This window comes from Phyllobacterium sp. NPDC097923 (assembly GCF_044760925.1).
In the GTDB taxonomy this organism is placed as follows: domain Bacteria; phylum Pseudomonadota; class Alphaproteobacteria; order Rhizobiales; family Rhizobiaceae; genus Phyllobacterium; species Phyllobacterium calauticae.
Map to the genome: position 1 here is coordinate 363,363 of NZ_JBIWBL010000002.1, position 24,144 is coordinate 387,506.

The window sequence follows — 24,144 nt, forward strand, 5'->3', positions numbered from 1 at the left end:
TCGTTTGGCCTTCTTACCCCTGGACTAGCCAGGGTTGCTTATTCAACGGAGAGACGATCCCCGATGGAAAGCATCAGACGCCTTGTGGCAGTTTGCGAAATCACGAGACATCGGATCACCTCCTTTTCATTCGTTGAACACAAATTGAGAATGGGGTCTGGCGCGTCAGGTTTCAAGGGAAAATTTTCAATCGCCGTTTTCAGCTGCCCGTGAAAGTGCGTTGCCAGCCGGAAACGAAGCGCATAGGTTCTGCCGGACCTCCGGCAGCAGTGTGCCGGAGCTTATGATTTGGAGTTGTTGCATGGCGGCACAAGAAAGCGCGGCGCGGATTATCCGCACAGTCCTACATATGCTGGAGCCGCAATTTGCCGTGGAGCTATGGAATGGCGAGCGTATCGGCGACATGGACGGCCCGGTGCTTGCGATCAACGATCCGATGGCCGTGCGCCGTCTGGCGCTGAAACCCAACATCGGATCGATCGTCGAGCTGTGGATTTCGGGCCAGATCGACGTGAAGAACGGCACGCTGTTCGACCTGGTCGAGCGTGGGCCCAAAGGCAAGTTCAAGCAGAAGCTCAAGACCCTGCCCAAATGGCAACTGCTGAAGGATGTGCCGGCCTTGCTGCTCGGCGGCCGCGGCACGGATGCTTCGGGCGTCGATGGACAGAAGCCTTTCGTCAGCGGCTCCGACAAGGCGGCCATTACCCACCACTATGATGTGTCGAATGAATTCTACCAGCTCTTCCTGGACGAACGGATGGTCTATACCTGTGCCTACTTCACCGATTGGGCCAACAGCCTCGATCAGGCGCAGGAAGCCAAGCTAGACCTGATCTGCCGCAAGTTGCGCTTGAAGCCCGGCGAAAAACTGCTGGATATCGGCTGCGGCTGGGGTGCGATGCTGATCCATGCGGCCAAGCATTATGGCATCACCGGAACCGGCGTGTCGCTTTCGGAAGCCCAGACCGCGCTTGCCCGCGAACGGATCAAGGCAGAGGGTCTGGAAGACAAGATCACGATTCACGTGAAATCCTACGAACACCTCGACGAGGAGTTCGACAAGATTTCATCGATCGGCATGTTCGAACATGTCGGCATCGCCAATTACGATACGTATTTTTCCAGCGTGCATCGTCTGCTGCGACCGGGCGGTCTTTATCTGCATCATGCCATCACCCGGCGCATGAAGCGCAACAAGAAGACGTTCGGCCGCAAGAGTGCCGAGCATCTGGCGCTGGTGAAATATATCTTCCCGGGCGGTGAACTCGACCATCTCGGCATGACCATCGAAAATCTCGAAGGCTATGGTTTCGAGGTTCACGATGTGGAAAACCTGCGCGAGCACTATGGCCGGACCTGCCGTCTCTGGGCCGATCGCCTGCATGCCCGCTTTGACGAGGCGATTGCGGAAGTCGGTGCGCCAAAAGCCCGGCTCTGGCTGCTCTACCTGACCGGCTGCGCGCTGGCGTTCGAGCGCGGGACCGTACAGATCAACCAGACGCTGGCGTCCAAGCGCAAGCGCGGGATTTCCGCAGTACCACAGACAAGAGCCGATCTCTACCGCTAGAGACCGGCTCTTGTTCGGGTTTTTGTAGCGGCTTGCCGCTCAGCCCTTCTTGTTCTGCCGGTTGGCGATCAGATCGTCGACAACAGCCGGATCGGCCAGTGTCGACGTATCGCCCAATGAGCCGAAATCATCCTCGGCGATCTTGCGCAGGATACGGCGCATGATCTTGCCCGAGCGCGTCTTGGGCAGGCCCGGTGCAAACTGGATCTTGTCCGGGGAGGCAATCGGCCCGATTTCCTTGCGCACATGGGCAACAAGTTCCTTGCGCAACTCGTCAGTGCCTTCAAGGCCAGCCATCAGCGTGACATAGCAATAGATGCCCTGTCCCTTCAGGTCATGGGGATAGCCGACAACGGCTGCTTCCGAAACCGTGTCATGGGAGACCAGAGCCGATTCCACTTCGGCGGTGCCCATACGGTGACCCGAGACGTTGAGGACGTCGTCGACACGGCCGGTGATCCAGTAATAACCATCCTTGTCGCGGCGGCAGCCGTCACCGGTGAAATACTTGCCCTTGTAGGTGGAGAAGTAAGCCTCGATGAAGCGCTTGTGATCGCCATAGAGCGTGCGCATCTGTCCCGGCCACGAGTCGGTGATGCAGAGATTGCCGTCGGCTGCACCTTCCAGCACATCACCTTCATTGTCGACCAGCTGTGGCTGCACGCCGAAGAATGGGCGCGTGGCGGAACCCGGTTTCAAGTCGGTGGCACCCGGCAGCGGCGTGATGAGAATACCGCCGGTTTCCGTCTGCCACCAGGTATCGACGATGGGCGAGCGCTTGTCGCCGACCACCTGATAGTACCATTCCCAGGCTTCCGGGTTGATCGGTTCGCCGACCGAACCAAGGATGCGCAGCGATTTGCGCGAGGTCTTCTTGACCGGCGCATCACCCGCGCTCATCAGCGCACGAATTGCAGTGGGGGCGGTGTAGAAGATGTTGACCTTGTGCTTGTCGATGACTTCCCAGAAGCGTGAATTGGTGGGGTAGTTGGGAACACCTTCGAACATCAGGGTTGTGGCGCCATTGGCAAGCGGGCCGTAGACGATATAGGAGTGGCCGGTGACCCAGCCCACGTCGGCCGTGCACCAGTAGATATCACCATCGTGATAGTCGAAGACATATTGGTGTGTCATCGAGGCATAGACGAGATAGCCGCCTGTCGTGTGCAGCACACCCTTCGGCTTGCCTGTGGAGCCCGATGTGTAAAGGATGAACAGCGGATCCTCGGCCTTCATCTTTTCCGGCTTGCACTCGGGCTTCACGCTGAGAATTTCCTCGTGATACCAGAGGTCGCGGTTGGGCGCCCAGCTGGTCTTGCCGCCCGTGCGGCGGACAACCAGCACGTTCTTCACCATCACATAATTCTTGGCAGCGATGTCGATGGCCTTGTCCGTATTGTCCTTCAGCGAGATCGGCTTGCCGCCGCGCATGCCTTCGTCGGCCGTGATGACGAAGGTGGATTCGCAATCGATGATGCGGCCGGCAAGCGCATCGGGCGAGAAACCGCCGAAAACGACGGAGTGGACAGCGCCGATACGCGCGCAGGCCAGCATCGCGTAGGTGGCTTCGACGATCATCGGCATATAGATCGTCACGCGGTCACCCTTCTTGACGCCGTGCTTCTTCAGCACATTGGCAAGACGGCAGACCTGCTCATACAACTCGTTGTAGGTGACTTTCTTGTCGAGATAGGGATTGTCGCCCTCCCAGATGATGGCGACCTGATCGCCGCGCTTCTTCAGGTGCCGGTCGATGCAATTGTAAGAGACATTGGTCTGGCCATCTTCAAACCATTTGATCGCGACCTTGCCCTCGAAGGAGGTGTTCTTGACCTTGGTGTAGGGCTTGAACCAGTCGATGCGCTTGCCGTGCTTGGCCCAGAACTTCTCCGGATCCTTGATGCTCTGCTTGTACCAGGCGAGATATGTTTCGTTGTCGATAAGCGCGTTCTTCTTCGCGCTTGGCAGCACGGGGTAGACCTTCTCGGACATCAATTTCCTCCAAACCTGAGCTGACGGGCCTCCACCCGGATGCCTCCCGGGGAGAGAGGCGCATGGCGTTCATTATCACCATGCAAATCGATGCGTAAATACAACAAATGCCCCGGAGGGAACGGCGTTCCGTCGCACACAAACCGCTACGTGTCGTAATATTACGTTACATTTTGTTATGGGGCGTGATCCATTTTGGACACATTTTGTCTTAGACCGTCTCTGCCTTGACTTGGGAGGATAATGCCGGCGCGCCGTGTGGACTGAGAAGCGTGCGCCCAATCAAGGACTGATGGATGACGATGTTACCCTTGCGCGGCGTTGTGTTTCGCGCAAAATCCGCCTCTCTGGCGATTGCCCTGTTCGGGCTCACTTTTGCCAATCCCGCCACTGCCGGCACGCTGCCGGAACCGGCCAATCCCTGGAAACGGCTCGGTGCACACCTCTTTGACGAAGAGCATGCGCATCTGCTCGGCGATTCCCTGTTCGACAAGATCAATCCGCTCGTGCTTGCGGCCATGCCGCGCGGCAAATCCTATATTCAGTACAAGGCTCCGGCCAATTGCGTGCCGGAACGGCTCAAGCATGTCTTGAACCGAGTTTCCGCAGCCTATGGCCCGATCACCGTCAATTCGACCGTGCGGTCACGCAATGCCAACCGCAGGGCAGGCGGGCGGGAAAAATCCTACCATCTGAGTTGCCAGGCCGTTGATTTCCGCGTGCATGGAAGCGCCTCCGGCCTGTTGCAACATCTGTCGGGCAGCAAGGAAGTCGGCGGCTTCAAACGCTATCCCGCCGGTTACTATCACATCGATACGGGACCGCGCCGCAGCTGGTGACGATAGCGTCTCAGGTTCGGCTGCCGAAAATGGCCGAGCCGACGCGCACGGATGTTGCGCCAAAGCCAACGGCGGTCTCGTAGTCGCCGGACATGCCCATGGAGAGCTTTTCCACGCCGGCTTCGTGCGCGATCTTTTCCAGAAGGGCAAAGTGCGGGCCAGGGTTCTCATCCGCCGGAGGGATGCACATCAGGCCTTCGATGGCCAGCCCGTGCACCGTGCGGCAGCGCTCGACAAAGGCGACCGCTTCCTTTGGCTCGATCCCGGCTTTCTGCGGTTCGGAGCCGGTATTGACCTGAACGTAGAGCTTGGGAAACCGGTTCTGCTTCTTCATTTCGCCGGCAAGGGCTGCGGCGATCTTTTCCCGGTCAACCGTTTCGATGACATCAAACAGCGCAACGGCGTCTTCACTCTTGTTTGATTGCAGCGGCCCGATGAGATGAAGGTCTATACCCGCATAGTCCTCGCGCAAACCGGGCCACTTCGACTGCGCTTCCTGAACCCGGTTTTCCCCGAAAACACGCTGTCCGGCGTCCAGAACAGGGCGAATCTCTGCTGCGTCAAAGGTTTTCGATACGGCAACGAGTGTCACCGAGCCTTCCCTACGGTTGGCTTCCGCTTCGGCTTTCGCAATGGCTTTGCGAACGGCAAGAAGGTTTTCAACGGCGGTCGACATGGTCAAGCGTGTCCTTTTTGATGCAGTTTCGGCCAAACCCTCATTGTCAATGGTTGACGCTCTGGTCAATCCATGGTGAAGGTCCGCCCATCACTATCCTTTGCAAGAGAATCCCGTTCATGGCAACCGAACGATACAATCCCCGCGTAGCCGAGAAGCATTGGCAAAAGGTTTGGGACGAAGCCAAGCTCTTTGAAACCGACAATGACGATCCGCGCGACCCCTACTACGTGCTTGAGATGTTCCCCTATCCGTCGGGACGCATCCACATGGGGCATGTGCGCAACTATGCCATGGGTGACGTCGTAGCCCGCTACAAGCGCGCCAAGGGATTCAATGTTCTCCACCCGATGGGATGGGACGCCTTCGGCATGCCGGCAGAAAACGCGGCGATGCAGAACAAGGTTCATCCCAAGGAATGGACCTATCAGAACATCGCGACCATGCGCAGCCAGCTGAAGTCCATGGGTCTTTCGCTGGACTGGTCGCGCGAATTCGCCACCTGCGACGTCGAATATTACCACCGCCAGCAGATGCTGTTCCTCGACTTTGTCGAAAAGGGGCTGGTGACGCGCAAGTCTTCCAAGGTCAACTGGGATCCCGAGGACATGACGGTGCTTGCCAATGAGCAGGTCATCGATGGCCGCGGATGGCGCTCCGGCGCGCTGGTGGAGCAGCGCGAACTGACGCAGTGGTTTTTCAAAATCACCGATTTCAATGAAGAGTTGCTGAGCGCTCTCGATGGTCTCGATCAGTGGCCGGACAAGGTGCGGCTGATGCAGCGCAACTGGATCGGCAAGTCCGAAGGCATGCTGATCCGCTGGGCGCTGGACACCCAATCGCAGATCGGTGGCGAGACCGAGGTCGAGGTCTATACGACGCGGCCCGATACGCTGTTCGGTGCATCGTTCCTGGCCATTGCGGCGGATCATCCGCTGGCGAAAAAAGCGGCGGAGAACAATCCCGCCCTGGCTGAATTCAACGATGAATGCCGCCGTGCGGGTACATCTCTGGCTGCGCTGGAAACGGCGGAAAAGCGGGGTTTCGATACGGGCCTGCGCGTCAAGCATCCTCTTGACGAGAACTGGACACTGCCGGTCTTTGTCGCGAATTTCGTGTTGATGGATTACGGCACGGGCGCGATTTTCGGCTGCCCGTCCGGCGATCAGCGCGATCTGGACTTTGCCAACAAGTATGGCCTGCCCGTCGTGGCTGTTGTCATGCCGGAGGGCGGCGATGCGGCCACATTCCAGATCACCGAAACCGCTTATGTTGATGACGGCGTGATGATCAATTCGCGCTTCCTCGATGGGCTGTCGCCCGCAGCGGCCTTTGACGCGGTTGCCAAACTTCTGGAAGAACAAACAATTGGTGGCCGTCCGCAGGGCGAGCGCAAGGTGAATTTCCGCCTGCGCGACTGGGGCATCTCGCGTCAGCGCTACTGGGGCTGCCCGATCCCGATGATCCATTGCGACGATTGCGGCGTTGTTCCGGTTCCCAAGGCTGACCTGCCGGTGAAGCTGCCGGATGACGTGGAATTCGATCGTCCGGGTAATCCGCTCGACCGGCATCCGACGTGGCGGCATGTCAATTGCCCGCAATGCGGCAAGGCTGCCCGGCGCGAAACCGACACGATGGATACATTTGTCGATTCGTCCTGGTATTTTGCCCGCTTCACCGCGCCGTGGGAGAACGAGCCGACGGACCCGAAAGTGGCCAATCACTGGCTGCCGGTCGATCAGTATATCGGCGGCATCGAGCATGCGATCCTGCATCTGCTCTATTCGCGTTTCTTTACCCGCGCGATGAAAGTTGCCGGGCATCTCGATATCAGCGAGCCGTTCAAGGGACTGTTCACGCAAGGCATGGTCGTGCACGAGACCTACCGGCTTGGCACGGGCGCCAATGGCAGCTGGGTCACACCGGCCGAGGTGCGGCTGGAGGAAAGCAACGGCAAGCGCCGGGCGGTTCTGATTGCCACCGGCGACGAGGTCGAAATCGGCTCCATCGAGAAAATGTCGAAGTCGAAAAAGAACGTTGTCGATCCGGACGACATCATCGCTTCCTATGGCGCCGATACCGCACGCTGGTTCATGCTGTCGGATTCGCCGCCCGAGCGCGACGTGATCTGGACTGAAGCGGGAGCCGAGGGCGCGCACCGTTTTGTCCAGCGTGTCTGGCGCCTGATTTCCGAAGCAACGCCCGTCCTGCAGGGAGCGGCGGCCACACCTGCCTTCGACGGCGATGCGGCAGCGATTTCCAAGGCTGCCCACCGGACAGTCAAGGCTGTCGGCGAAGACATCGAAAAACTGGCTTTCAACAAGGCCGTTGCGCGTCTCTATGAACTCGTCAATGTGCTGGCTGGTCCCTTGCAGAAAATCGCCGCAGGGGAAGCCGATGCGACAACCATTGCTGCCTGCCGCGAAGCAACGGACATGCTGATTGCCATGATCGCGCCGATGATGCCGCATCTGGCCGAGGAATGCTGGAAAGCCCTTAACGGCAGCGGTTTCGTTGCTGACAAGGCCTGGCCGCACCACAACGAAGCGTTGATCGTCGAGAACACCGTCACGATGCCGGTACAGATAAACGGCAAGAAGCGGGGTGATTTGACAATTGCCCGCGATGCGGATCAATTGACGGTCGAAAAGGCCGCTCTCGAACTTGATTTTGTCAAGGTGGTGTTGAACGGTAATCCGCCGAAGAAAGTCATTATCGTACCGCAGAGGATCATCAATGTCGTTGCCTGATCGTTTCCAGCCGGTGTCCGGCTCCAAGCGCTTGCTGTCCCTATGCGTTCTCGGCTTGGCTCTGATCGCCGGTGGTTGCCAGGTTCGCCCGCTCTATTCCAATCCGGGTCCCGTGGCCGGGGCAGGCGCTGGCGTGAGCGGCAGCGTGCAGTCGAAACTTGCCACCATCGTCATTGCGGAAGTGGGCAGCCGTGAAGCACAGCAGGTGCGCAACAATCTGATCTTCATGTTCAATCATGGAGCCGGGCAGCCTGCGAATGCCGCCTATACGCTGCAACTCGGCGTCAGCTACCAGGATCTGTCGCTTGCACTCATCCAGAATGCAACAAACGACAAATCCGGACAGCCGACCGCCGGTTCGATGCGCATGACAGGCAGCTACACGCTGACGCGCATTGCGGACGGCAAGGTGGTTGGCAAGGGCACCCGTCTTGTGACGGCGGACTACGATGCACCAAGACAGCGCTACGCCGTTCTCCGGGCGCAGCGCGATGCGATCAACCGGGCGGCACGGGAAGTCGCGGAGGCGTTGAACCTCAGTGTTGCGCAGGACATGTCCAAGCTTTAAGGGCTGGCGGGCCGACCCCCATGCGTCTGATTTCCCTCTCGGCGACCGGTTACCGGTCGCTGCAGTCGATCCGGCTGGATATCCGCCAGCTTGCCGTGTTCGTTGGCGAGAACGGTGTCGGCAAATCCAACCTTTACCGCGCCATGCAGATGATCAAGGCGGCGGCCGAGGGTACGCTTTCCTATGAAATAGCCCGTGAGGGCGGTATGCAATCGGCGCTGTGGACCGGCAAACGCAAACCCGGGCCGGTGCGTATGATTTTCAGCGCTTCCTTTGACGATGACGAGGAAGCGATTCGGACCGGGCATGCGGTGCGCACGGGATTTGCGCCGAGTTACAGCATCGAGATCGGGTTGCGGCCTCCGGTTGCGGCAGGCTTTGCCTTTGAACCGCAGATCAAGGAAGAAAGTCTGACAATCGATTCCGGCCGCCGCCCGGTCGAGATGATGGGCCGCAAGGGTCCGGCGGTGTTTGCCCGCGACGATGGCGGCCGGCGAATAGAGCATCCGGTGCGCCTGCTTGATTCCGAAACCGCATTGGCGGCGCTCGGCAGTGCGGGACGATATCCCGAAATCGGTGATTTGCGCGCCACCATTCTGGGATGGCGGTTCTATCACGGCTTCCGGACAGACCGCGATTCGCCGGTCAGGCAGCCTGCTCTCGCAATCACCGCGCCGATGCTGGATGAGGACGGCCGCAATCTGGCTGCCGTTTTCGCCACATTGGTGCACATCCGCGGGGATACCACTGACCTCGACCATTGCATTGCATCGGCTCTCGGTGGTGCGGTGCTTGATGTGCCTGTGCCCGGTGAAACCGCGACGTTCGGTTTGCAGATGCCGGAATTCCCGCAGCGGATTTTCCGGCCGGAAGAGCTTTCGGACGGGCAGATCCGGTTCCTCGCCTTGGCTGGCGCGTTGTTGTCCTATCGCCTGCCCGGGCTTATCGCGCTGAACGAGCCTGAGACCAGCCTGCACCCGTCCATGCTTCCCGCCCTGGCGGAAATGATCGCCAATGCCGCGGAACGGACGCAGGTTTGGGTCGTCACCCATTCGCGTATCCTTGCCGATGAAATTGAAGCGCGAACCGGGGCGCGGGCCCTGACGGTGGTGCGCGACCATGGTGCTACGACCATCAAGGGCGTGCGCGTGTCGGGTGGCTATGCCGACGATGACGATTGAGCATCGTTCGCCCCGATTCTCCGCGAATGCGCCGTCGGGGAAATAATTTTCTCAGTGGGATGGAAACTTGGCAGATCGTAACTCTACAATTCAGGTAGACATGACCAGAGTTGGAACAGGATTGTTTCAACAGGTCAGGATCACCGATGTTCACCCGCCGTCATTTCCTTGCTGCGACCACTGTTCTTTTCAGTCTCGGAGCGTTTGCTTCCGCTCAGGCGGAGGATCTGAAGATCACCATCGGCTATCAGACCGTGGTCGAACCTTCCAAGGTCCCGCAGGCCGATGGTGCCTATGAAAAGGCTGCATCCGCCAAAATCGACTGGCGGAAGTTTGATTCCGGCGCGGATGTCATCGCCGCTGTTGCTTCGGGCTCAGTTGACATCGGTTATGTCGGATCCAGTCCGCTGGCGGCTGCCGCCAGCCGCGAGTTGCCGATCCAGACCATTCTCGTTGTCGGCCTCATCGGGGAATCGGAAGCTCTGGTCGCCCGCAATGGCTCCAATGTCAGCAAGATTGCCGATCTGGCCGGCAAGAAAGTGGCTGTACCCTTCGTTTCAACGACGCACTACAGTCTGCTTGCCGCATTGAAGCATGAAGGCGTCGATTCAAAGTCCGTCAACATCCTTAACCTGCGTCCGCCGGAAATCGCCGCGGCCTGGGAGCGCGGTGATATCGATGCGGCCTATGTGTGGGATCCGGCGCTCGGTCAGATCAGGACCAGCGGCAAAATCATCGTGGATTCATCCAAAGTTGCCGTATGGGGCGCGCCGACATTCGATGCCTGGATCGTCCGTACCGAATTTGCCGAAAAACACCCGAATGCCGTGCGTGATTTCGTCAAAGTGACCGGGGCGGCCTATGCCGACTATCTTGCGAAGCCGGAAGCATGGTCTGCGACATCGCCGCAGGCCGAAAAGATCAGCCGTCTGACGGGAGCAAAGGCTGACGACGTGCCGCTTCTGTTGAAGGGCTATGTTTTCCCGACCCTGACGGAGCAGGCATCCTCCAAGTTCCTTGGCGGCGATACGGTCAAGGCCATTGCCGCCACATCGCAATTTCTGAAGGAGCAGCGGAAGATTGACGCTGTCCTTCCCGATTACTCGAAATATGCAACGGCAAAATTCGTGGAGGCGGCACTCGCATCGAACTGAGTTCAAAACCTTGTAACGCCGCCGTTCAACCGGTAGACCCCATGGCACATCTCTTTCTCGATCATGTCTCCGTGCATTATGACGGTCAGGTGCAGCCTGCTGTCACACAGGCAAGCATTTCCGTCCAATCAGGCGATTTCGTCGTCCTGGTTGGCCGGTCCGGTTGCGGCAAGACCACCTTGCTCAATGTTGCGGCCGGACTGGTGCCGCCGACCAGAGGAACGGTGACCGTGGATGGGAAGACCATCACGTCGCCCGGTGCCGATCGCGCCGTTGTCTTCCAGAACGACGCGCTGTTTCCTTGGTTGAGTGTGCGGGACAATGTCAGCTTCGCCCTGAAACTGCGTGGCGTACGTGCGCAGGAGAGGGATGCTGCTGCAACGCGCCTGCTTGCGCGCGTCAAGCTCGATGGCATCGGCGGCAAGGCGATCTGGGAGTTGTCGGGTGGTATGCGCCAGAGAGTGGGCCTCGCCCGGGCATTGGCCGCAGAGCCGGATTTTCTGCTGATGGACGAGCCGCTGGGTGCGCTTGATGCCTTGACGCGAGAGCGCATGCAGACCCTACTTCTCGATATCTGGGCCGCCAACTCGGTCGGCGTTCTGATGGTGACCCACGGTATTGACGAGGCGCTGCTGCTGGCGACGCGGATCGTGGTGCTTGCCCCCGGTCCCGGCCGGGTTGTCAGGGAGATCGAGGCTGGTTTTGGCCGCCGCTATGCCGGCGGCGAACCTGTCCGGTCGATCAAAGCAGACCCGGCATTCAACCAAGCGCGTGCCGAGCTCGAAGATTCCATTTTCGAAGGAGAGGCGGCATGACGCTCTCCGTTGAAATCGGCCGGGATGTTGCTGTAGAAAGCGCCACGGAGCAACCTGACGGCAAAGGGGCAAAGCCTTCGGCGAAAAGGACGGCCCGCATTGCCAGCGCGGCAACCATTGCCGGCCTGGTGCTTGTCTGGATTGTCGCGGCACATTTCAAACTGGTTTCTCCGGTTTTTCTGCCTGCGCCCTCGGCGGTGCTGTGGAAGTTCTATTCCGTCGCAACCAATGGCTTTGTCGACGCCACGCTGTGGCAGCACCTGCTTGCAAGCCTGCTGCGGGTGTTCGCGGCCCTGCTGCTTGCACTGATAGTCGCTGTTCCCGCCGGCATCGCCATCGGTGTCAGCGCCATCGGGCGCGGTATTTTCGATCCCATTATCGAATTCATCCGGCCCATTCCGCCACTGGCCTATCTGCCGCTGGTCATCATCTGGTTCGGTATAGGCGAGCCATCAAAAATCCTGGTGATTGCCATTGCCATGCTGGCGCCGATTGCCATTTCCACCGCCGCTGGTGTCAAAGGCGCTTCGCTTGACCGGGTCAATGCGGCGCGCGCCCTCGGTGCCACCCGGTCGCAGGTCGTCAGCCACGTGATCTTGCCAAGCGCACTGCCCTCCATCCTGACCGGATTGCGCATTGCGCTTGGGGCGGGATGGTCGACGCTGGTTGCAGCGGAACTGGTGGCTGCGACGCGCGGTCTTGGCTTCATGATCCAGTCTGCCGCACAATTCCTGGTCACTGACGTGGTCATCATGGGCATTTTCGTTATTGCCATCGTCGCGTTCATTCTGGAAATCGGGATCAGGCGGCTGGAACGTATGGTGGTGCCCTGGGCCGGTCGGGAATAGATAACTCCCGTCGGCGGAAAGGTGTTGCGGGAAACCGCTTGGCCTTTGCTTTGGCTTGCGCGACGCCGAGAAAACCAATCCGCATGCAGCTCATTATACGAAATATATTTTCTCTATAGAAATAGTCGAGTTTAATAGCATTGAGGTCATTCCTGATCACGGGAGGGTCCTTGGTATAATCCTGAAGACGCTCTCCCAAACCAAAGAATTGCGAGAGCCATGCCCAACCTGACGCGCAGACTATTCGGTGCCCTTGTCCTTGCAGCAACGGCCATCGCGGCGACAGCATCCCATGCCGTCGAACCGCTGCAGGAGTACAAGATCGGCTTCCAGAAGACGAGCCTGCCGGTCATTGCCCAGCAACAGAAGGTGATTGAAAAAGTTCTGGAGCCCAAAGGTATCAAGGTCAAATGGGTCGAGTTTGCCGCTGGCCCGCCACTGGTCGAGGCGCTGAATGTTGGCAGCATCAATGTCGGATGGGTCGGCGATGCCCCGCCGATCTTCGGGCAGTCCGCGGGCTCGGCCATTGTCTATGTTGCTGCCCTGCCATCCAATGGCAAAGGCGAAGCGATCTTCGTCAAGCCGGCTTCCCCGATCCAGTCCCTGGCCGATCTGAAAGGCAAGAAGGTCGGCGTCGGCAAGGGAACCAGCGCGCATAATCTGCTGGTGGCTGCGCTTGAGAAAGCACACGTCAGCTATGACGAGATTACCCCGGTTTATTTGAGCCCTGCGGATGCCGCAGCGGCCTTTGCCAGCGACAAGATCGATGCCTGGGCGGTCTGGGATCCGTTCTTTGCCATTGCCGAGACCCGCTATCAGCCGCGTATCCTCGCGCGTTCCAGCGACGTGCTCGACGTCAACACCTATTTTCTGGCCAATCGCGACTTTGCAGCGGCACATCCCGATGTCGTGACCACGACCGTTGCCGCCCTGAAGGAAGCTGCTGCATGGGCCGAGGCGAACAAGGACAAGGTGGCAGCGGCGCTGCATGAGGTCACCGGCGTTCCGCTCGAAGCCCAAACCATCGCCGCCAACCGGTCGGTGTTCGGCATCTTCCCGATCACGCCTGAGATCATCGCGCATCAGCAGGAAACGGCCGACCGCTTCTTCAAGCTGAAGCTGATCCCCAAAGCCATCAAGATTTCGGACGCCGTCTGGACAGCCCCCGGCAACTGAACGGAACAACAGGGGATGCGGAAATCGCCCCGTACCATGAAAAGAACTGGAACCACGCCATGACGCAGCCAGCAAATACCACACCAGCCCCGCTTGATTTCTTCTGGTTCATTCCCACCCATGGGGACGGAACCTATCTCGGTTCGGAAACGCAGCAGCGGCCGCCCGAGTTTGCCTATTTCAAGGAGATTGCCCAGGCCGTGGACCGGCTGGGTTTCCCCGGCGTGCTGTTGCCGACCGGCCAAAGCTGTGAGGATTCCTGGATTACCGCGACGGGTCTTGCCGCCCATACGGAGCGGCTGAAGTTCCTGGTGGCCCTGCGCCCCGGCATTGTCTCGCCGGTATTTGCCGCCCGGCAGACCGCTGCGCTCGACCGGCTGAGCAATGGCCGGCTGTTGCTCAACGTGGTTGTCGGCGGCAATCCGACAGAGCTGGCCGGTGATGGCGTTTTCCTGCCGCATGACCAGCGTTACGAACAGGCGGCAGAATTTCTGAAAATCTGGCAGGGACTGGTGACCGGCGAGACCGTTGATTTTGAAGGCAGGCATTACCGGGTTCAGGGTGGGCGGCTTGACCTGTTGCCGGTCCAGAGCCCGCCGCCGCTTTACTTCGGTGGATCATCCGATGCGGGGCAGGATCTGGCGGCCGAGCAGGTGGACATGTATCTGACCTGGGGAGAGCCGGTGGCGCAGGTCGCCGAGAAGATCGAGCGGGCGCGCAGGAAGGCAGCGCTCAAGGGCCGCACGCTGCGGTTCGGCATAAGGCTGCATTTCATCGTGCGTGAAACCGAAGACGAGGCCTGGGCCGCGGCCGACAGGCTGATCAGCCGTGTGACCGACGCGCAGATCGAGATTGCACAGCAGCGCTTCCTCAAGGAAATGGATTCCGTCGGCCAGCGCCGCATGGCTGAGCTGCATGGCGGACGCCGGGACAGGCTGCTTGTCGGCCCCAATCTGTGGGCGGGCGTGGGACTGGTTCGCGGCGGGGCGGGCACCGCCCTTGTCGGCAGTCCCGAAAGCATTGCCGCACGCATCCGCGAATATCAGGACGTGGGTATCGATACGGTGATCGGCTCCGGTTATCCGCATCTTGAAGAAGCCTACCGCGTTGCCGAGTTGCTGTTCCCGAAACTGGGATTGGGCGAGCGCAGAAACACACCCCGGCAGGAGATCGCCAACGAATTTGCCGTTGGTTTCCACGGTGCCAAACGGCTGCAGGCGGCCTCATGAGCAGAGCGCTTCAGTCCATTGGCCGCAGCGCCGTAGGATGGCTGCTTCCCGCCCTGCTGCTGGCCGGGTGGGAAATTGCATCGCGTGCCGGTGTCATCTCGGCCAATGTCCTGCCGGCGCCTTCGGCCGTGGGCGCTGCCTTCTGGAAGTTGCTTCTGTCAGGTGAACTGCTCGAAAATATCCGCATATCCACGCTGCGCGCCTTGAGCGGCTTCGTTGTGGGCGGCGCCATCGGTTTTGGCCTTGGTCTTGCCAACGGGCTTTCCGCGCTCAGCCGCGGGCTCACCGATACCACCATCCAGATGATCCGCAATATTCCGCATCTGGCCCTCATCCCGCTGGTGATCCTGTGGTTCGGTATCGATGAGGAAGCAAAACTGTTTCTGGTGGCGCTCGGGGTTTTCTTTCCGATCTATATCAACACGCTCCTTGGCATTCAGGGCGTCGATCCGCAACTGGTTGAAATGGGCCGCATTTACGGCATGTCCCGTTCGCAGCTGTTCATGCGGGTTATCCTGCCGGGCGCCCTGCCGTCGATTTTCGTCGGGCTGCGCTATGCGCTGGGGATCATGTGGCTGACGCTGATCGTGGCCGAGACGATCTCCGCATCCTCCGGCCTCGGCTATATGGCCATGCAGGCGCGGGAGTTTCTGCTGATCGATGTGGTTGTCCTGTCGATCCTGATCTATGCGCTCCTCGGAAAACTCGCCGATGTCCTGGCGCGTTCCCTCGAGCGGCTTTCCCTGCAATGGCACCCGGCCTTTCAAAACGTGTGAGGAACGACGATGACCGCAGCAACCATCACCGCCCGCCAATCCTTTGCTGAAACCACGGCGCGTGCCACAGTAACGGCACGCAAGATCGCCTTCTCGTTCCGTAACGTTACCAAACGCTTTGGCGACAAGACCGTGCTGCAGGGGATCGATCTTGACGTGCACGACGGCCAGTTCGTTGCCGTTATCGGCAAGAGCGGCTGCGGTAAGAGCACATTGCTGCGGTTGCTGGCCGGGCTCGACAAGCCGACATCCGGCGAGCTGGTTCATGCCGATGAAACGAAGGATCAGAAGCGCACGCGCATTATGTTCCAGGAGCCGCGGCTGCTGCCGTGGGCGCGGGTTGGTGCCAATGTGGATGTCGGACTGACCGGCATCGCCAGAGGCTCGGAGGTTCGGCAGAAAAGCCTCGATATTCTTGCGGAAGTGGGACTTGCCGATCGCAGCGAAGAGTGGCCCTCTGTGCTGTCGGGCGGGCAGCGCCAGCGCGTGGCCCTGGCACGTGCATTGGTCGGGCACCCCCGCATTCTGGCTCTGGACGAGCCGCTCGGTGCGCTGGATGCCCTGACCCGCATTGAAATGCAGCAATTGCTGGAACGCATCTGGCTCGCCAAGAAATTCACGGCGGTGCTGGTGACGCACGATGTGGCGGAAGCCGTTGCGCTGGCGGATCGTGTTGTCGTCATCGATAGCGGCCGGATCGCCCTTGATCTGGCCATTCCGGTGGAGCGGCCGCGGCGGCATGCCTCGCCGGAACTCGCCTTTTTCGAGCGCCAGATTCTGGACCAGCTCTACAAGCAAAAAACATCTTGAAGTTGAACATACCGAGATAGACAATCTGTTCACATGCGGAGATCCTGATCATGGGCGCCCTACCCAAAACCGATACTCTACCAACACTCGATTTCGGGCGTTATCGCGATCCTGCGGACCGAGAAGCCTTCTTCGAGGATTTGCGCCACGCGGCACGAACCTATGGCTTTTTCTATCTGAGCGGTCACGGCGTTTCCGAACAGCTGCAAAGGGATATCGTTGCTGTTTCCAAGCGGTTCTTTGCCTTGCCGGAGGCGGACAAGATTGCCGTGGAAATGGTCAATTCCCCGCATTTCCGCGGTTACACGCGTGCCGGCTGGGAGCGTACCAAAGGACAGGCGGACTGGCGCGAACAGTTTGACGTGGGCGCGGAGCGGGCCGTTATCCGGCAGGATGCGACAACACCTTCGTGGTCGCGGCTGCAGGGCCCCAATCAATGGCCGGATAGCCTGCCCGACCTGAAGTCCGTCGTGCTGGAATGGCAGAGCGAACTGACGCGTGTTGCCATTGAGCTGCTGCAGGCCTTTGCAACGGCGCTCGGGCAGGAAAAGGATGTTTTCGCGCCCATCTACGAAAAGGCACCCAATCAGCACCTGAAGATCATCCGCTATCCCGGCCGCGATGCCACAGGCAGCGATCAAGGTGTTGGCGCGCACAAGGATAGCGGGTTTCTGACCCTGCTGCTGCAGGATGTGCAGGGCGGCCTGCAGGTGGAAAAGGATGGCGGCTGGATCGATGCCACACCGGTTCCGGGGACGTTCGTCATCAATATCGGCGAAATTCTCGAACTGGCATCGAATGGTTATCTCAAGGCGACCGTGCACCGCGTCGTCTCACCGCCGTCGGGCAAAGACAGGCTGTCGGTGGCGTTCTTCTTCGGCGCCGATCTCAACGCCAATGTGCCATTGCTGACACTGCCGGACGATCTGGCGCACGAGGCGGGTGGTGCCGATACGGACCCGGACAATCCGCTATTCCGCGAAGTCGGGCGCAATTATCTCAAGGGGCGCCTGCGCTCGCATCCCGATGTCGCGCAGCGCCACCACGCCGATCTGCTGTAGTCCCGCAGTGCAGGTGGGAAGGACCGGATTTCCCAGCCTTCACCAAATCAAAACGCCCGCAGGTTCATCACCGGCGGGCGTTCCGTTTTGAAAGCTATCTGCCTTGATCAGGCGATCTTCTGACCGGTCTTGGCCCAGTCGGCGAGGAAGGTCTCGAGACCCTTGTCGGTCAGCGGATGCTTGACCAGCGCCTTCAGTGTTGCCGGGGGGATAGTGGCAACGTCGGCACCGATCAGTGCGGCTTCCTTGACATGGTTGATCGTGCGGATCGAAGCCGCCAGGATTTCCGTCTTGTAGTCGTAGTTGTCATAGATCGTGCGGATTTCGGCGATCAGGTCCATGCCGTTGATGCCGATATCATCGATGCGGCCGATGAACGGCGAGATGAATGTTGCACCGGCCTTGGCGGCAAGCAGCGCCTGGGTGGCGGAGAAGCACAGCGTGACATTGACCATATGGCCGTCGGAGGTGAGCGCCTTGCAAGCCTTCAAACCATCGAGTGTCAGCGGAACCTTGATGCAGATATTGTTGGCGATCTTGGAAAGAACCGCCGCTTCCTTCATCATCTGCTCATATTCGACAGCAGCAACCTCTGCGGAAACCGGGCCGTCGACAATGCTGCAGATTTCCTTGGTGACGTCGAGGATACTGCGACCGGATTTGAGGATCAGCGACGGATTGGTGGTCACGCCGTCGAGCAATCCGAGATCGTTCAGTTCGCGGATATCCTTCACATCGGCAGTATCGACAAAAAATTTCATTGGAGCAGTCCTCCTTAAATGGGGCTAAAGGGATGGTGTCCCGGAAAAGTGGCTTTTCTTTAAACGAAAGCCGCGCCAAGGTCACGAGGTTATGAAGCAAGATTCGCCTTCCGCGCAAAAAATTGTTCCGGTGCTCGTGCCTTTGCCGGCAGCGAAACCTTACAGCTATTCCGTGCCTGACGGAATGGCCGTGAAAGCCGGCTCAATTGTTCGCGTTCCCCTTGGTCCGCGCGAGGTTGCAGGCATTGTAACCGAGGGCGCGACCGATTCGGTTGATGCGAAAAAGCTGCGGCCGATCTCGGAGCTTTTCGATTGCCCTCCGGTCGATGATGGCATGATGCGCTTCATGCGCTGGGCCGCCGATTATACGATCTCGCCGCCGGGCATGGTGGCCCGGATGATCCTGCGCGTGCCTGCGGCCTTCGATCCCGAGCCGCCGGTGCCGGGGTTGCGTTTTTCCGGCCAACAGCCTGAACGGATGACCGGTGCACGCTCGCGCGTGCTTGAACTCGCCGGGGATGGTCTTGCCTGGACGCGCACGGGCCTTGCCCACGCGGCCGGGGTTTCCGCAACGGTGATTGACGGGCTTTCGGCGCAGGGAGTGTTCGAGGACGTCATGATCCCGGCGCGTCCCGTCGTTGCGCCGCCCGATCCGGAGTATGCGCCTGCCGAACTCTCCGGGGATCAGGCCGATGCCGCAAGGCAGCTGGTGGATGCGGTTTCAGCGCGCGGGTTCTCCGTGTCCCTGCTGGATGGCGTGACCGGTTCCGGCAAGACGGAAGTTTATTTCGAAGCGGTGGCAAAAGCGATCGAGCAGGGAAAGCAGGTGCTGATTCTTTTGCCCGAAATCGCCCTGACACAGCAGTTTCTCGAGCGCTTCCACGATCGATTCGGTTCAAAGCCGGCGGAATGGCATTCCGATCTCGCCCCGAAGACGCGCGAGCGGGTCTGGCGGCAGGTGATGGAAGGACAGGTGCGGGTTGTCGCCGGCGCACGCTCGGCGCTGTTCCTGCCCTTCCAGGATCTGGGTCTTATCATTGTCGATGAAGAACATGACCCTGCCTACAAGCAGGAGGACCGCGTTTTCTACAATGCCCGCGACATGGCGGTGGTTCGCGGCCATATCGGCAGCTTTCCCGTCATCCTGGCTTCCGCCACACCATCCGTCGAGAGCCAGGTCAATGCACTGCAGGGGCGCTATACCCGCATCCGTCTGACCGGGCGTTACGCGGAAGCGGCAATGCCGGACCTGAGAGCCATCGACATGCGCCGCTCGCCGCCGCGTCCCGGTGGTTTCCTGTCCCCTGCGCTGGTCGAGGCGATGAACCAGACCTTGCAGCGCAAGGAACAGTCACTGCTGTTTCTCAACCGCCGTGGCTATGCGCCCCTGACGCTGTGCCGGGTGTGTGGGCATCGTTTTCAATGTCCCTGCTGCTCAAGCTGGCTGGTCGAGCACCGGTTCCGCGGCCAGCTTGTCTGCCATCAATGCGGTCATCACGAAGCGCGACCTGAAGCCTGTCCCTCCTGCGGGACCCTGGATCACCTCGTTGCCTGCGGGCCGGGTGTCGAGCGTATTGCGGAGGAGGCGGAAAAAACCTTTCCCGATGCGCGGATCATTGTCCTGTCGTCGGATTTGATGGGCGTGAAACGGCTGCGTCTCGAACTGGATGCCATTGCACGCGGCGAGGCGGATATTGTTATCGGTACGCAACTCGTCGCCAAGGGGCACAATTTCCCCAATATGACGCTGGTGGGCGTTGTCGATGCGGATCTGGGCCTTGCCAATGGCGACCCGCGGGCGGCGGAGCGGACGTTCCAGTTGCTGAGCCAGGTGACGGGCCGTGCCGGGCGCACCGGCAAGAAAAGCCTGGGATTGCTGCAAACCTACCAGCCGGATCATCCGGTTATGCGCGCCATTGTCTCCGGCGATGCGGAGGCCTTCTATGCGCGCGAAATCGAGGAGCGGGAACGGTCCGGCCTGCCGCCCTATGGCAGGCTTGGCGCGCTTATCATTTCAGCGGGAACGCGGGCGGAAGCGGAAAACCATGCGCGCGCGCTACGCCGTGCGGCACCGCACTCGCCCGAGATCAATGTTCTGGGGCCCGCCGAAGCGCCGCTTGCCCTTATCCGCGGGCGACATCGTTTCCGGCTGCTGATTCACGGAACGCGCAAGGCTGATATCCAGAACTTCATTCGCGCCATTCTGAGTGCCGGACCAAAAGAGCGTGGATCAGTGCGCGTGCAGATTGATATCGACCCGCAAAGCTTTCTATAAGCAAACAGCGGAAATGGTTAACGCAGCGGGGACGCGGAAATGATGGAATTGTATTGGCCAGCCAGTCAGGGCGAATGGATCGCCTGGAGTTCTGCCGCCGTTACGGTTGTCTTCGGCCTGATCCTGTTCTTTGCACCGCGCATAGCCTTCCGGATTCTGCGCCTGCAACCTGTTCCGGCGCATCCCGAAGCGCTGTCCGAGGCGCGTGCGACAATGGCCGGCTTCTATCTGGGGCTTGGACTTTGCGCCCTTGTCTTTGCGCAGCCTTTCCTCTGGATCGCGCTCGGCGTCTCCTGGGGCTTCACGGTTTTCGGCCGACTGATCTCGATGATGTCGGACCGCGGCAATACGCTTTACAACTGGATTTCCGTTCTGATCGAACTGGCGCTGGCAGCCGGCCCATTGCTGTTCGCCTTCGGCTTTATCGCCTAGATATAGTTGAGTAGGTCATTCATAAAATTGCTGCTGCGGCAATTCTGACGCCAGTTTTCGCGGATTCGCGTGTTGCGACTCCTGCTTCTCTATGCTAGACGGCATTCAAATCTCGTCGGGGGCAGTTTCAGGGTTGTTTCCAAGGCGATAAAAAATCAATAATGCCAAAGATTTGACCGAAAATTCCTTTTGGTTTCCCGATTTTTGGCTTCAACGCAGAGAGCTTGTCGTTCGTGGCAGAAACTTCGTCGCTCATATCCGGTGTTGCCCAGCGTTATGCGGGTTCGCTGTTCGACCTCGCGCTGGAAGCAAAATCAGTCGCTGATGTGGAAAAGAATCTGGGCCAGTTTGAGGCGCTCGTCAATGGCAGCGCCGATTTGAGGCGTCTCATTCAGAGCCCTGTTTTCTCCGCGGAAGATCAGGTCAAGGCTATTTCGGCGATCCTCGCCAAAGCCAAGATCGGCGGCCTTGTTGCCAATTTCCTGCGTGTCGTGGCGACGAACCGCCGCCTGTTCGCGGTGCCTTCCATGATCCAGGCCTTCCGCAACATCGCTGCGGAGAATCGCGGCGAGGTTTCGGCCGATGTTACTTCTGCGCATGCCCTGACGGCAGCGCAGCAAACTGAATTGAAGGCCACGCTGAAAAGCGTCGCCGGCAAGGACGTGACAATCAATGTCACTGTTGATCCGTCGATCCTTGGTGGTCTCATCGTCAAGTTGGGGTCCCGCCAGATCGACACTTCACTTCGCACAAAACTTTCTTCGCTTAAGCTTGCACTGAAAGAGGTCGGCTGATGGACATCCGCGCCGCGGAAATTTCCGCAATCCTGAAAGAGCAAATCAAGAATTTCGGCAAGGAGGCAGAAGTCTCCGAAGTCGGTCAGGTTCTGTCCGTCGGTGACGGTATTGCTCGTGTATACGGTCTGGACAATGTTCAGGCTGGTGAAATGGTCGAGTTCCCGGACGGTACCCGTGGCATGGCCCTGAACCTTGAAAGCGACAACGTTGGTGTTGTTATTTTCGGTTCGGACCGTGACATCAAGGAAGGTGACATCGTCAAGCGCACAGGCGCTATCGTTGACGTTCCTGTCGGCAAGGAATTGCTTGGCCGCGTCGTTGACGCTCTCGGCAATCCGATTGACGGCAAGGGCCCGATCAAGGCGAAGCAGCGCTCGCGCGTTGACGTCAAGGCGCCCGGCATCATCCCGCGCAAGTCGGTGCATGAGCCTATGTCGACAGGCCTCAAGGCCATCGATGCCCTGATCCCTGTCGGCCGCGGCCAGCGCGAGCTGGTCATTGGCGATCGTCAGACCGGCAAGACAGCGATCATTCTCGATACGTTCCTCAACCAGAAGCCGGCGCACGATGCCGGTAACGAGAGCGAACGTCTGTATTGCGTTTATGTGGCTATCGGCCAGAAGCGTTCCACCGTTGCCCAGTTCGTCAAGATCCTTGAAGAACGCGGCGCGCTCGAATACTCGATCGTTGTGGCTGCAACCGCTTCCGATCCGGCACCCATGCAGTATCTCGCACCGTTTGCCGGTTGCGCGATGGGCGAATACTTCCGCGACAACGGCATGCATGCGCTGATCGGCTATGACGATCTGTCGAAGCAGGCCGTGGCTTACCGCCAGATGTCGCTGCTGCTGCGCCGCCCGCCAGGCCGTGAAGCCTATCCTGGTGACGTTTTCTACCTGCATTCCCGCCTTCTTGAGCGTTCGGCCAAGCTGAACGACGAAAACGGTGCCGGTTCGCTGACTGCTTTGCCGGTTATCGAAACGCAGGCAAACGACGTTTCCGCCTATATTCCGACCAACGTGATCTCGATCACCGACGGTCAGATCTTCCTCGAAACCAACCTGTTCTATCAGGGTATCCGTCCTGCCGTTAACGTCGGTCTGTCGGTGTCCCGCGTCGGTTCCGCCGCGCAGATCAAGGCGATGAAGCAGGTTGCCGGTTCGATCAAGGGTGAGCTGTCGCAGTATCGTGAAATGGCTGCCTTCGCGCAGTTCGGTTCCGATCTCGATGCGTCGACCCAGCGTCTCCTCAACCGCGGTGCACGCCTTACTGAACTTCTGAAGCAGCCGCAGTTCTCGCCGCTGAAGACGGAAGAGCAGGTTGCCGTGATTTTCGCCGGTGTGAACGGCTATCTCGACAAGCTGGCTGTCAATCAGGTCAGCAAGTTCGAGCAGGGCCTGCTCACATGGCTGCGCACCGAGAACAAGGATGTTCTCGATGCAATCGCCAAGGAAAAGCAGCTGAGCGACGACATCAAGGGCAAGCTGAAGGCTGCAGTTGACGCCTTCGCCAAGTCTTTCGCGTAACCACTGACGGGATGAACGGATGCCTTCGTTAAAGGATCTGAGAAACCGGATCGCCTCGGTCAAGGCGACGCAGAAAATCACCAAGGCGATGCAGATGGTCGCCGCGGCGAAGCTGCGTCGTGCGCAGGAAGCTGCGGAAGCCGCGCGTCCCTACTCACAGCGCATGGCTGCAGTGCTGGCCAATATCGCCGCCAATGTGGACGGCGATGATGCGCCCGTGCTGATGAGCGGAACCGGCAAGGACGATGTGCATCTGCTCATCGTCTGCACGTCGGAGCGCGGTCTCTGCGGTGGTTTCAATTCGCAGATCGCCCGTCTGGCCCGCGAACATGCACGCCGCCTTCTGGCGGACGGCAAGACGGTCAAGATCATCACTGTCGGCAAGAAGGGTGCGGATATCCTGCGCCGCGATCTTGGCAAGCATATCATCGATCACGTTGATCTGCGCGATGTGAAGCAGCTCGGCTTTGTCAATGCCGATGCGATCGGTCACAAGATCATTGCGCTTTACAATGAAGGCGTGTTTGACATTGCCACGCTGTTCTATTCGGAGTTCAAGTCGGTGATTTCGCAGATACCGACTGCCCAGCAGCTGATCCCCGCAAGCGCTGTCGGCGATGCCGAACCGGAAACGGCAGGCGATGCGGTTTATGAATATGAGCCGGATCCGGCATCCATTCTTGGTGATCTGATCCCACGCAATATTTCCGTCCAGGTTTTCCGCGCTCTCCTTGAAAACGCGGCATCGGAACAGGGTGCGCGCATGTCCGCCATGGACAACGCAACCCGCAATGCCGGTGACATGATCAACAAGCTGACAATGTCGTACAACCGCCAGCGTCAGGCTCAGATCACCAAAGAACTGATCGAAATCATTTCGGGCGCGGAAGCGCTCTAATCGCGAAGGTAAG

At 59.4% G+C, this 24,144-nt stretch carries 21 protein-coding genes; 18 read left to right on the forward strand and 3 right to left on the reverse strand.

From position 1 onward, the window contains the following. Positions 1-301 precede the first annotated feature (301 nt). A complete protein-coding gene (locus ACIQWS_RS14135) occupies positions 302-1,567 on the forward strand; it encodes a class I SAM-dependent methyltransferase (protein ID WP_403180223.1) in 1,266 nt (421 codons plus the stop codon). A gap of 39 nt (positions 1,568-1,606) precedes the next feature. On the opposite strand, the gene acs is transcribed toward ACIQWS_RS14135, so the two are convergent. Further along, positions 1,607-3,559, reverse strand: coding sequence for an acetate--CoA ligase (acs, locus tag ACIQWS_RS14140; RefSeq protein ID WP_403180228.1), 1,953 nt, complete (start codon positions 3,557-3,559; stop codon positions 1,607-1,609). 296 nt (positions 3,560-3,855) lie between these two features. On the opposite strand from acs, the gene ACIQWS_RS14145 reads away from it, so the two are divergent. Further along, the gene (locus ACIQWS_RS14145) at positions 3,856-4,398 is read left to right on the forward strand and encodes a YcbK family protein (RefSeq protein ID WP_403180232.1); all 543 of its coding nucleotides are present in this window, start codon (positions 3,856-3,858) and stop codon (positions 4,396-4,398) included. Positions 4,399-4,408: 10 nt separating this feature from the next. Here ACIQWS_RS14145 and ACIQWS_RS14150 read toward each other — a convergent pair whose 3' ends face one another. Then, positions 4,409-5,074, reverse strand: a complete 666-nt coding sequence (locus tag ACIQWS_RS14150; RefSeq protein WP_403180236.1) for a YggS family pyridoxal phosphate-dependent enzyme — start codon at positions 5,072-5,074, stop codon at positions 4,409-4,411. Positions 5,075-5,193: 119 nt separating this feature from the next. Between ACIQWS_RS14150 and leuS the strand changes: the two genes are divergently transcribed. From leuS to ACIQWS_RS14205, 11 genes are all read left to right on the forward strand, one after another. Further along, a complete protein-coding gene (leuS, locus tag ACIQWS_RS14155; RefSeq protein ID WP_403180240.1) occupies positions 5,194-7,824 on the forward strand; it encodes a leucine--tRNA ligase in 2,631 nt (876 codons plus the stop codon). Then, positions 7,811-8,392 (forward strand): hypothetical protein, encoded by a 582-nt coding sequence (locus ACIQWS_RS14160; RefSeq protein WP_403180243.1) that lies wholly within the window; start codon positions 7,811-7,813, stop codon positions 8,390-8,392. Before leuS ends, ACIQWS_RS14160 begins: the two co-directional genes overlap by 14 nt. A 20-nt stretch (positions 8,393-8,412) precedes the next feature. Next, complete coding sequence (locus ACIQWS_RS14165; RefSeq protein WP_403180247.1) at positions 8,413-9,573, forward strand: AAA family ATPase; 1,161 nt, start codon at positions 8,413-8,415, stop codon at positions 9,571-9,573. A gap of 146 nt (positions 9,574-9,719) precedes the next feature. Then, on the forward strand, positions 9,720-10,727 hold the full coding sequence (gene tauA / locus ACIQWS_RS14170) for a taurine ABC transporter substrate-binding protein (protein ID WP_403180250.1): 1,008 nt from the start codon (positions 9,720-9,722) through the stop codon (positions 10,725-10,727). Positions 10,728-10,768: 41 nt separating this feature from the next. Continuing rightward, positions 10,769-11,542 (forward strand): taurine ABC transporter ATP-binding protein, encoded by a 774-nt coding sequence (locus ACIQWS_RS14175; RefSeq protein ID WP_403180253.1) that lies wholly within the window; start codon positions 10,769-10,771, stop codon positions 11,540-11,542. Beyond that, complete coding sequence (locus tag ACIQWS_RS14180; RefSeq protein ID WP_403180255.1) at positions 11,539-12,390, forward strand: ABC transporter permease subunit; 852 nt, start codon at positions 11,539-11,541, stop codon at positions 12,388-12,390. The genes ACIQWS_RS14175 and ACIQWS_RS14180 overlap by 4 nt, the downstream gene beginning before the upstream one ends. A 219-nt stretch (positions 12,391-12,609) precedes the next feature. Then, entirely contained in the window at positions 12,610-13,566 is a 957-nt protein-coding gene (locus ACIQWS_RS14185; protein WP_403180258.1) for an aliphatic sulfonate ABC transporter substrate-binding protein, read from the forward strand. 59 nt (positions 13,567-13,625) lie between these two features. Then, the gene (gene ssuD, locus ACIQWS_RS14190; protein ID WP_223613804.1) at positions 13,626-14,795 is read left to right on the forward strand and encodes an FMNH2-dependent alkanesulfonate monooxygenase; all 1,170 of its coding nucleotides are present in this window, start codon (positions 13,626-13,628) and stop codon (positions 14,793-14,795) included. After that, positions 14,792-15,571, forward strand: a complete 780-nt coding sequence (locus ACIQWS_RS14195; RefSeq protein WP_346306644.1) for an ABC transporter permease subunit — start codon at positions 14,792-14,794, stop codon at positions 15,569-15,571. The genes ssuD and ACIQWS_RS14195 overlap by 4 nt, the downstream gene beginning before the upstream one ends. 9 nt (positions 15,572-15,580) lie before the next feature. Then, positions 15,581-16,381 (forward strand): ATP-binding cassette domain-containing protein, encoded by an 801-nt coding sequence (locus ACIQWS_RS14200; protein WP_403180264.1) that lies wholly within the window; start codon positions 15,581-15,583, stop codon positions 16,379-16,381. A 50-nt stretch (positions 16,382-16,431) separates the two neighbouring features. Next, positions 16,432-17,442: an isopenicillin N synthase family dioxygenase gene (locus ACIQWS_RS14205; RefSeq protein ID WP_403180268.1), complete on the forward strand. Its 1,011-nt coding sequence runs from the start codon at positions 16,432-16,434 to the stop codon at positions 17,440-17,442. A 107-nt stretch (positions 17,443-17,549) separates the two neighbouring features. Here ACIQWS_RS14205 and fsa read toward each other — a convergent pair whose 3' ends face one another. Next, positions 17,550-18,203 carry a fructose-6-phosphate aldolase gene (gene fsa, locus ACIQWS_RS14210; protein ID WP_346306647.1) on the reverse strand — a complete coding sequence of 218 codons (654 nt, stop codon included), beginning with the start codon at positions 18,201-18,203 and terminating at the stop codon, positions 17,550-17,552. A 91-nt stretch (positions 18,204-18,294) separates the two neighbouring features. Between fsa and ACIQWS_RS14215 the strand changes: the two genes are divergently transcribed. From ACIQWS_RS14215 to ACIQWS_RS14235, 5 genes are all read left to right on the forward strand, one after another. Continuing rightward, the gene (locus tag ACIQWS_RS14215; RefSeq protein WP_403180273.1) at positions 18,295-20,478 is read left to right on the forward strand and encodes a primosomal protein N'; all 2,184 of its coding nucleotides are present in this window, start codon (positions 18,295-18,297) and stop codon (positions 20,476-20,478) included. Positions 20,479-20,520: 42 nt separating this feature from the next. Next, positions 20,521-20,910 (forward strand): DUF4345 family protein, encoded by a 390-nt coding sequence (locus tag ACIQWS_RS14220; RefSeq protein ID WP_223614129.1) that lies wholly within the window; start codon positions 20,521-20,523, stop codon positions 20,908-20,910. Positions 20,911-21,143: 233 nt separating this feature from the next. After that, positions 21,144-21,704 carry a F0F1 ATP synthase subunit delta gene (locus ACIQWS_RS14225; protein WP_223613798.1) on the forward strand — a complete coding sequence of 187 codons (561 nt, stop codon included), beginning with the start codon at positions 21,144-21,146 and terminating at the stop codon, positions 21,702-21,704. Further along, positions 21,704-23,233 carry a F0F1 ATP synthase subunit alpha gene (gene atpA / locus ACIQWS_RS14230; RefSeq protein ID WP_182548638.1) on the forward strand — a complete coding sequence of 510 codons (1,530 nt, stop codon included), beginning with the start codon at positions 21,704-21,706 and terminating at the stop codon, positions 23,231-23,233. Before ACIQWS_RS14225 ends, atpA begins: the two co-directional genes overlap by 1 nt. A gap of 19 nt (positions 23,234-23,252) precedes the next feature. Beyond that, the gene (locus tag ACIQWS_RS14235) at positions 23,253-24,131 is read left to right on the forward strand and encodes a F0F1 ATP synthase subunit gamma (protein ID WP_346308057.1); all 879 of its coding nucleotides are present in this window, start codon (positions 23,253-23,255) and stop codon (positions 24,129-24,131) included. Positions 24,132-24,144: the final 13 nt, after the last annotated feature.

What these genes read in the sequence shown, in the direction of transcription:
- ACIQWS_RS14165 (WP_403180247.1), top strand. Translation starts at nt 8,413, where the DNA reads ATGCGTCTGATTTCCCTCTCGGCGACCGGTTACCGGTCGCTGCAGTCG.
- fsa (WP_346306647.1), bottom strand. Translation starts at nt 18,203, where the DNA reads ATGAAATTTTTTGTCGATACTGCCGATGTGAAGGATATCCGCGAACTG.
- leuS (WP_403180240.1), top strand. Translation starts at nt 5,194, where the DNA reads ATGGCAACCGAACGATACAATCCCCGCGTAGCCGAGAAGCATTGGCAA.
- ACIQWS_RS14150 (WP_403180236.1), bottom strand. Translation starts at nt 5,074, where the DNA reads ATGTCGACCGCCGTTGAAAACCTTCTTGCCGTTCGCAAAGCCATTGCG.
- ACIQWS_RS14220 (WP_223614129.1), top strand. Translation starts at nt 20,521, where the DNA reads ATGGAATTGTATTGGCCAGCCAGTCAGGGCGAATGGATCGCCTGGAGT.
- ACIQWS_RS14185 (WP_403180258.1), top strand. Translation starts at nt 12,610, where the DNA reads ATGCCCAACCTGACGCGCAGACTATTCGGTGCCCTTGTCCTTGCAGCA.
- ACIQWS_RS14175 (WP_403180253.1), top strand. Translation starts at nt 10,769, where the DNA reads ATGGCACATCTCTTTCTCGATCATGTCTCCGTGCATTATGACGGTCAG.
- ACIQWS_RS14180 (WP_403180255.1), top strand. Translation starts at nt 11,539, where the DNA reads ATGACGCTCTCCGTTGAAATCGGCCGGGATGTTGCTGTAGAAAGCGCC.
- ACIQWS_RS14135 (WP_403180223.1), top strand. Translation starts at nt 302, where the DNA reads ATGGCGGCACAAGAAAGCGCGGCGCGGATTATCCGCACAGTCCTACAT.
- atpA (WP_182548638.1), top strand. Translation starts at nt 21,704, where the DNA reads ATGGACATCCGCGCCGCGGAAATTTCCGCAATCCTGAAAGAGCAAATC.
- tauA (WP_403180250.1), top strand. Translation starts at nt 9,720, where the DNA reads ATGTTCACCCGCCGTCATTTCCTTGCTGCGACCACTGTTCTTTTCAGT.
- ACIQWS_RS14195 (WP_346306644.1), top strand. Translation starts at nt 14,792, where the DNA reads ATGAGCAGAGCGCTTCAGTCCATTGGCCGCAGCGCCGTAGGATGGCTG.
- ACIQWS_RS14205 (WP_403180268.1), top strand. Translation starts at nt 16,432, where the DNA reads ATGGGCGCCCTACCCAAAACCGATACTCTACCAACACTCGATTTCGGG.
- ACIQWS_RS14200 (WP_403180264.1), top strand. Translation starts at nt 15,581, where the DNA reads ATGACCGCAGCAACCATCACCGCCCGCCAATCCTTTGCTGAAACCACG.
- ACIQWS_RS14215 (WP_403180273.1), top strand. Translation starts at nt 18,295, where the DNA reads ATGAAGCAAGATTCGCCTTCCGCGCAAAAAATTGTTCCGGTGCTCGTG.
- acs (WP_403180228.1), bottom strand. Translation starts at nt 3,559, where the DNA reads ATGTCCGAGAAGGTCTACCCCGTGCTGCCAAGCGCGAAGAAGAACGCG.
- ssuD (WP_223613804.1), top strand. Translation starts at nt 13,626, where the DNA reads ATGACGCAGCCAGCAAATACCACACCAGCCCCGCTTGATTTCTTCTGG.
- ACIQWS_RS14145 (WP_403180232.1), top strand. Translation starts at nt 3,856, where the DNA reads ATGACGATGTTACCCTTGCGCGGCGTTGTGTTTCGCGCAAAATCCGCC.
- ACIQWS_RS14160 (WP_403180243.1), top strand. Translation starts at nt 7,811, where the DNA reads ATGTCGTTGCCTGATCGTTTCCAGCCGGTGTCCGGCTCCAAGCGCTTG.
- ACIQWS_RS14235 (WP_346308057.1), top strand. Translation starts at nt 23,253, where the DNA reads ATGCCTTCGTTAAAGGATCTGAGAAACCGGATCGCCTCGGTCAAGGCG.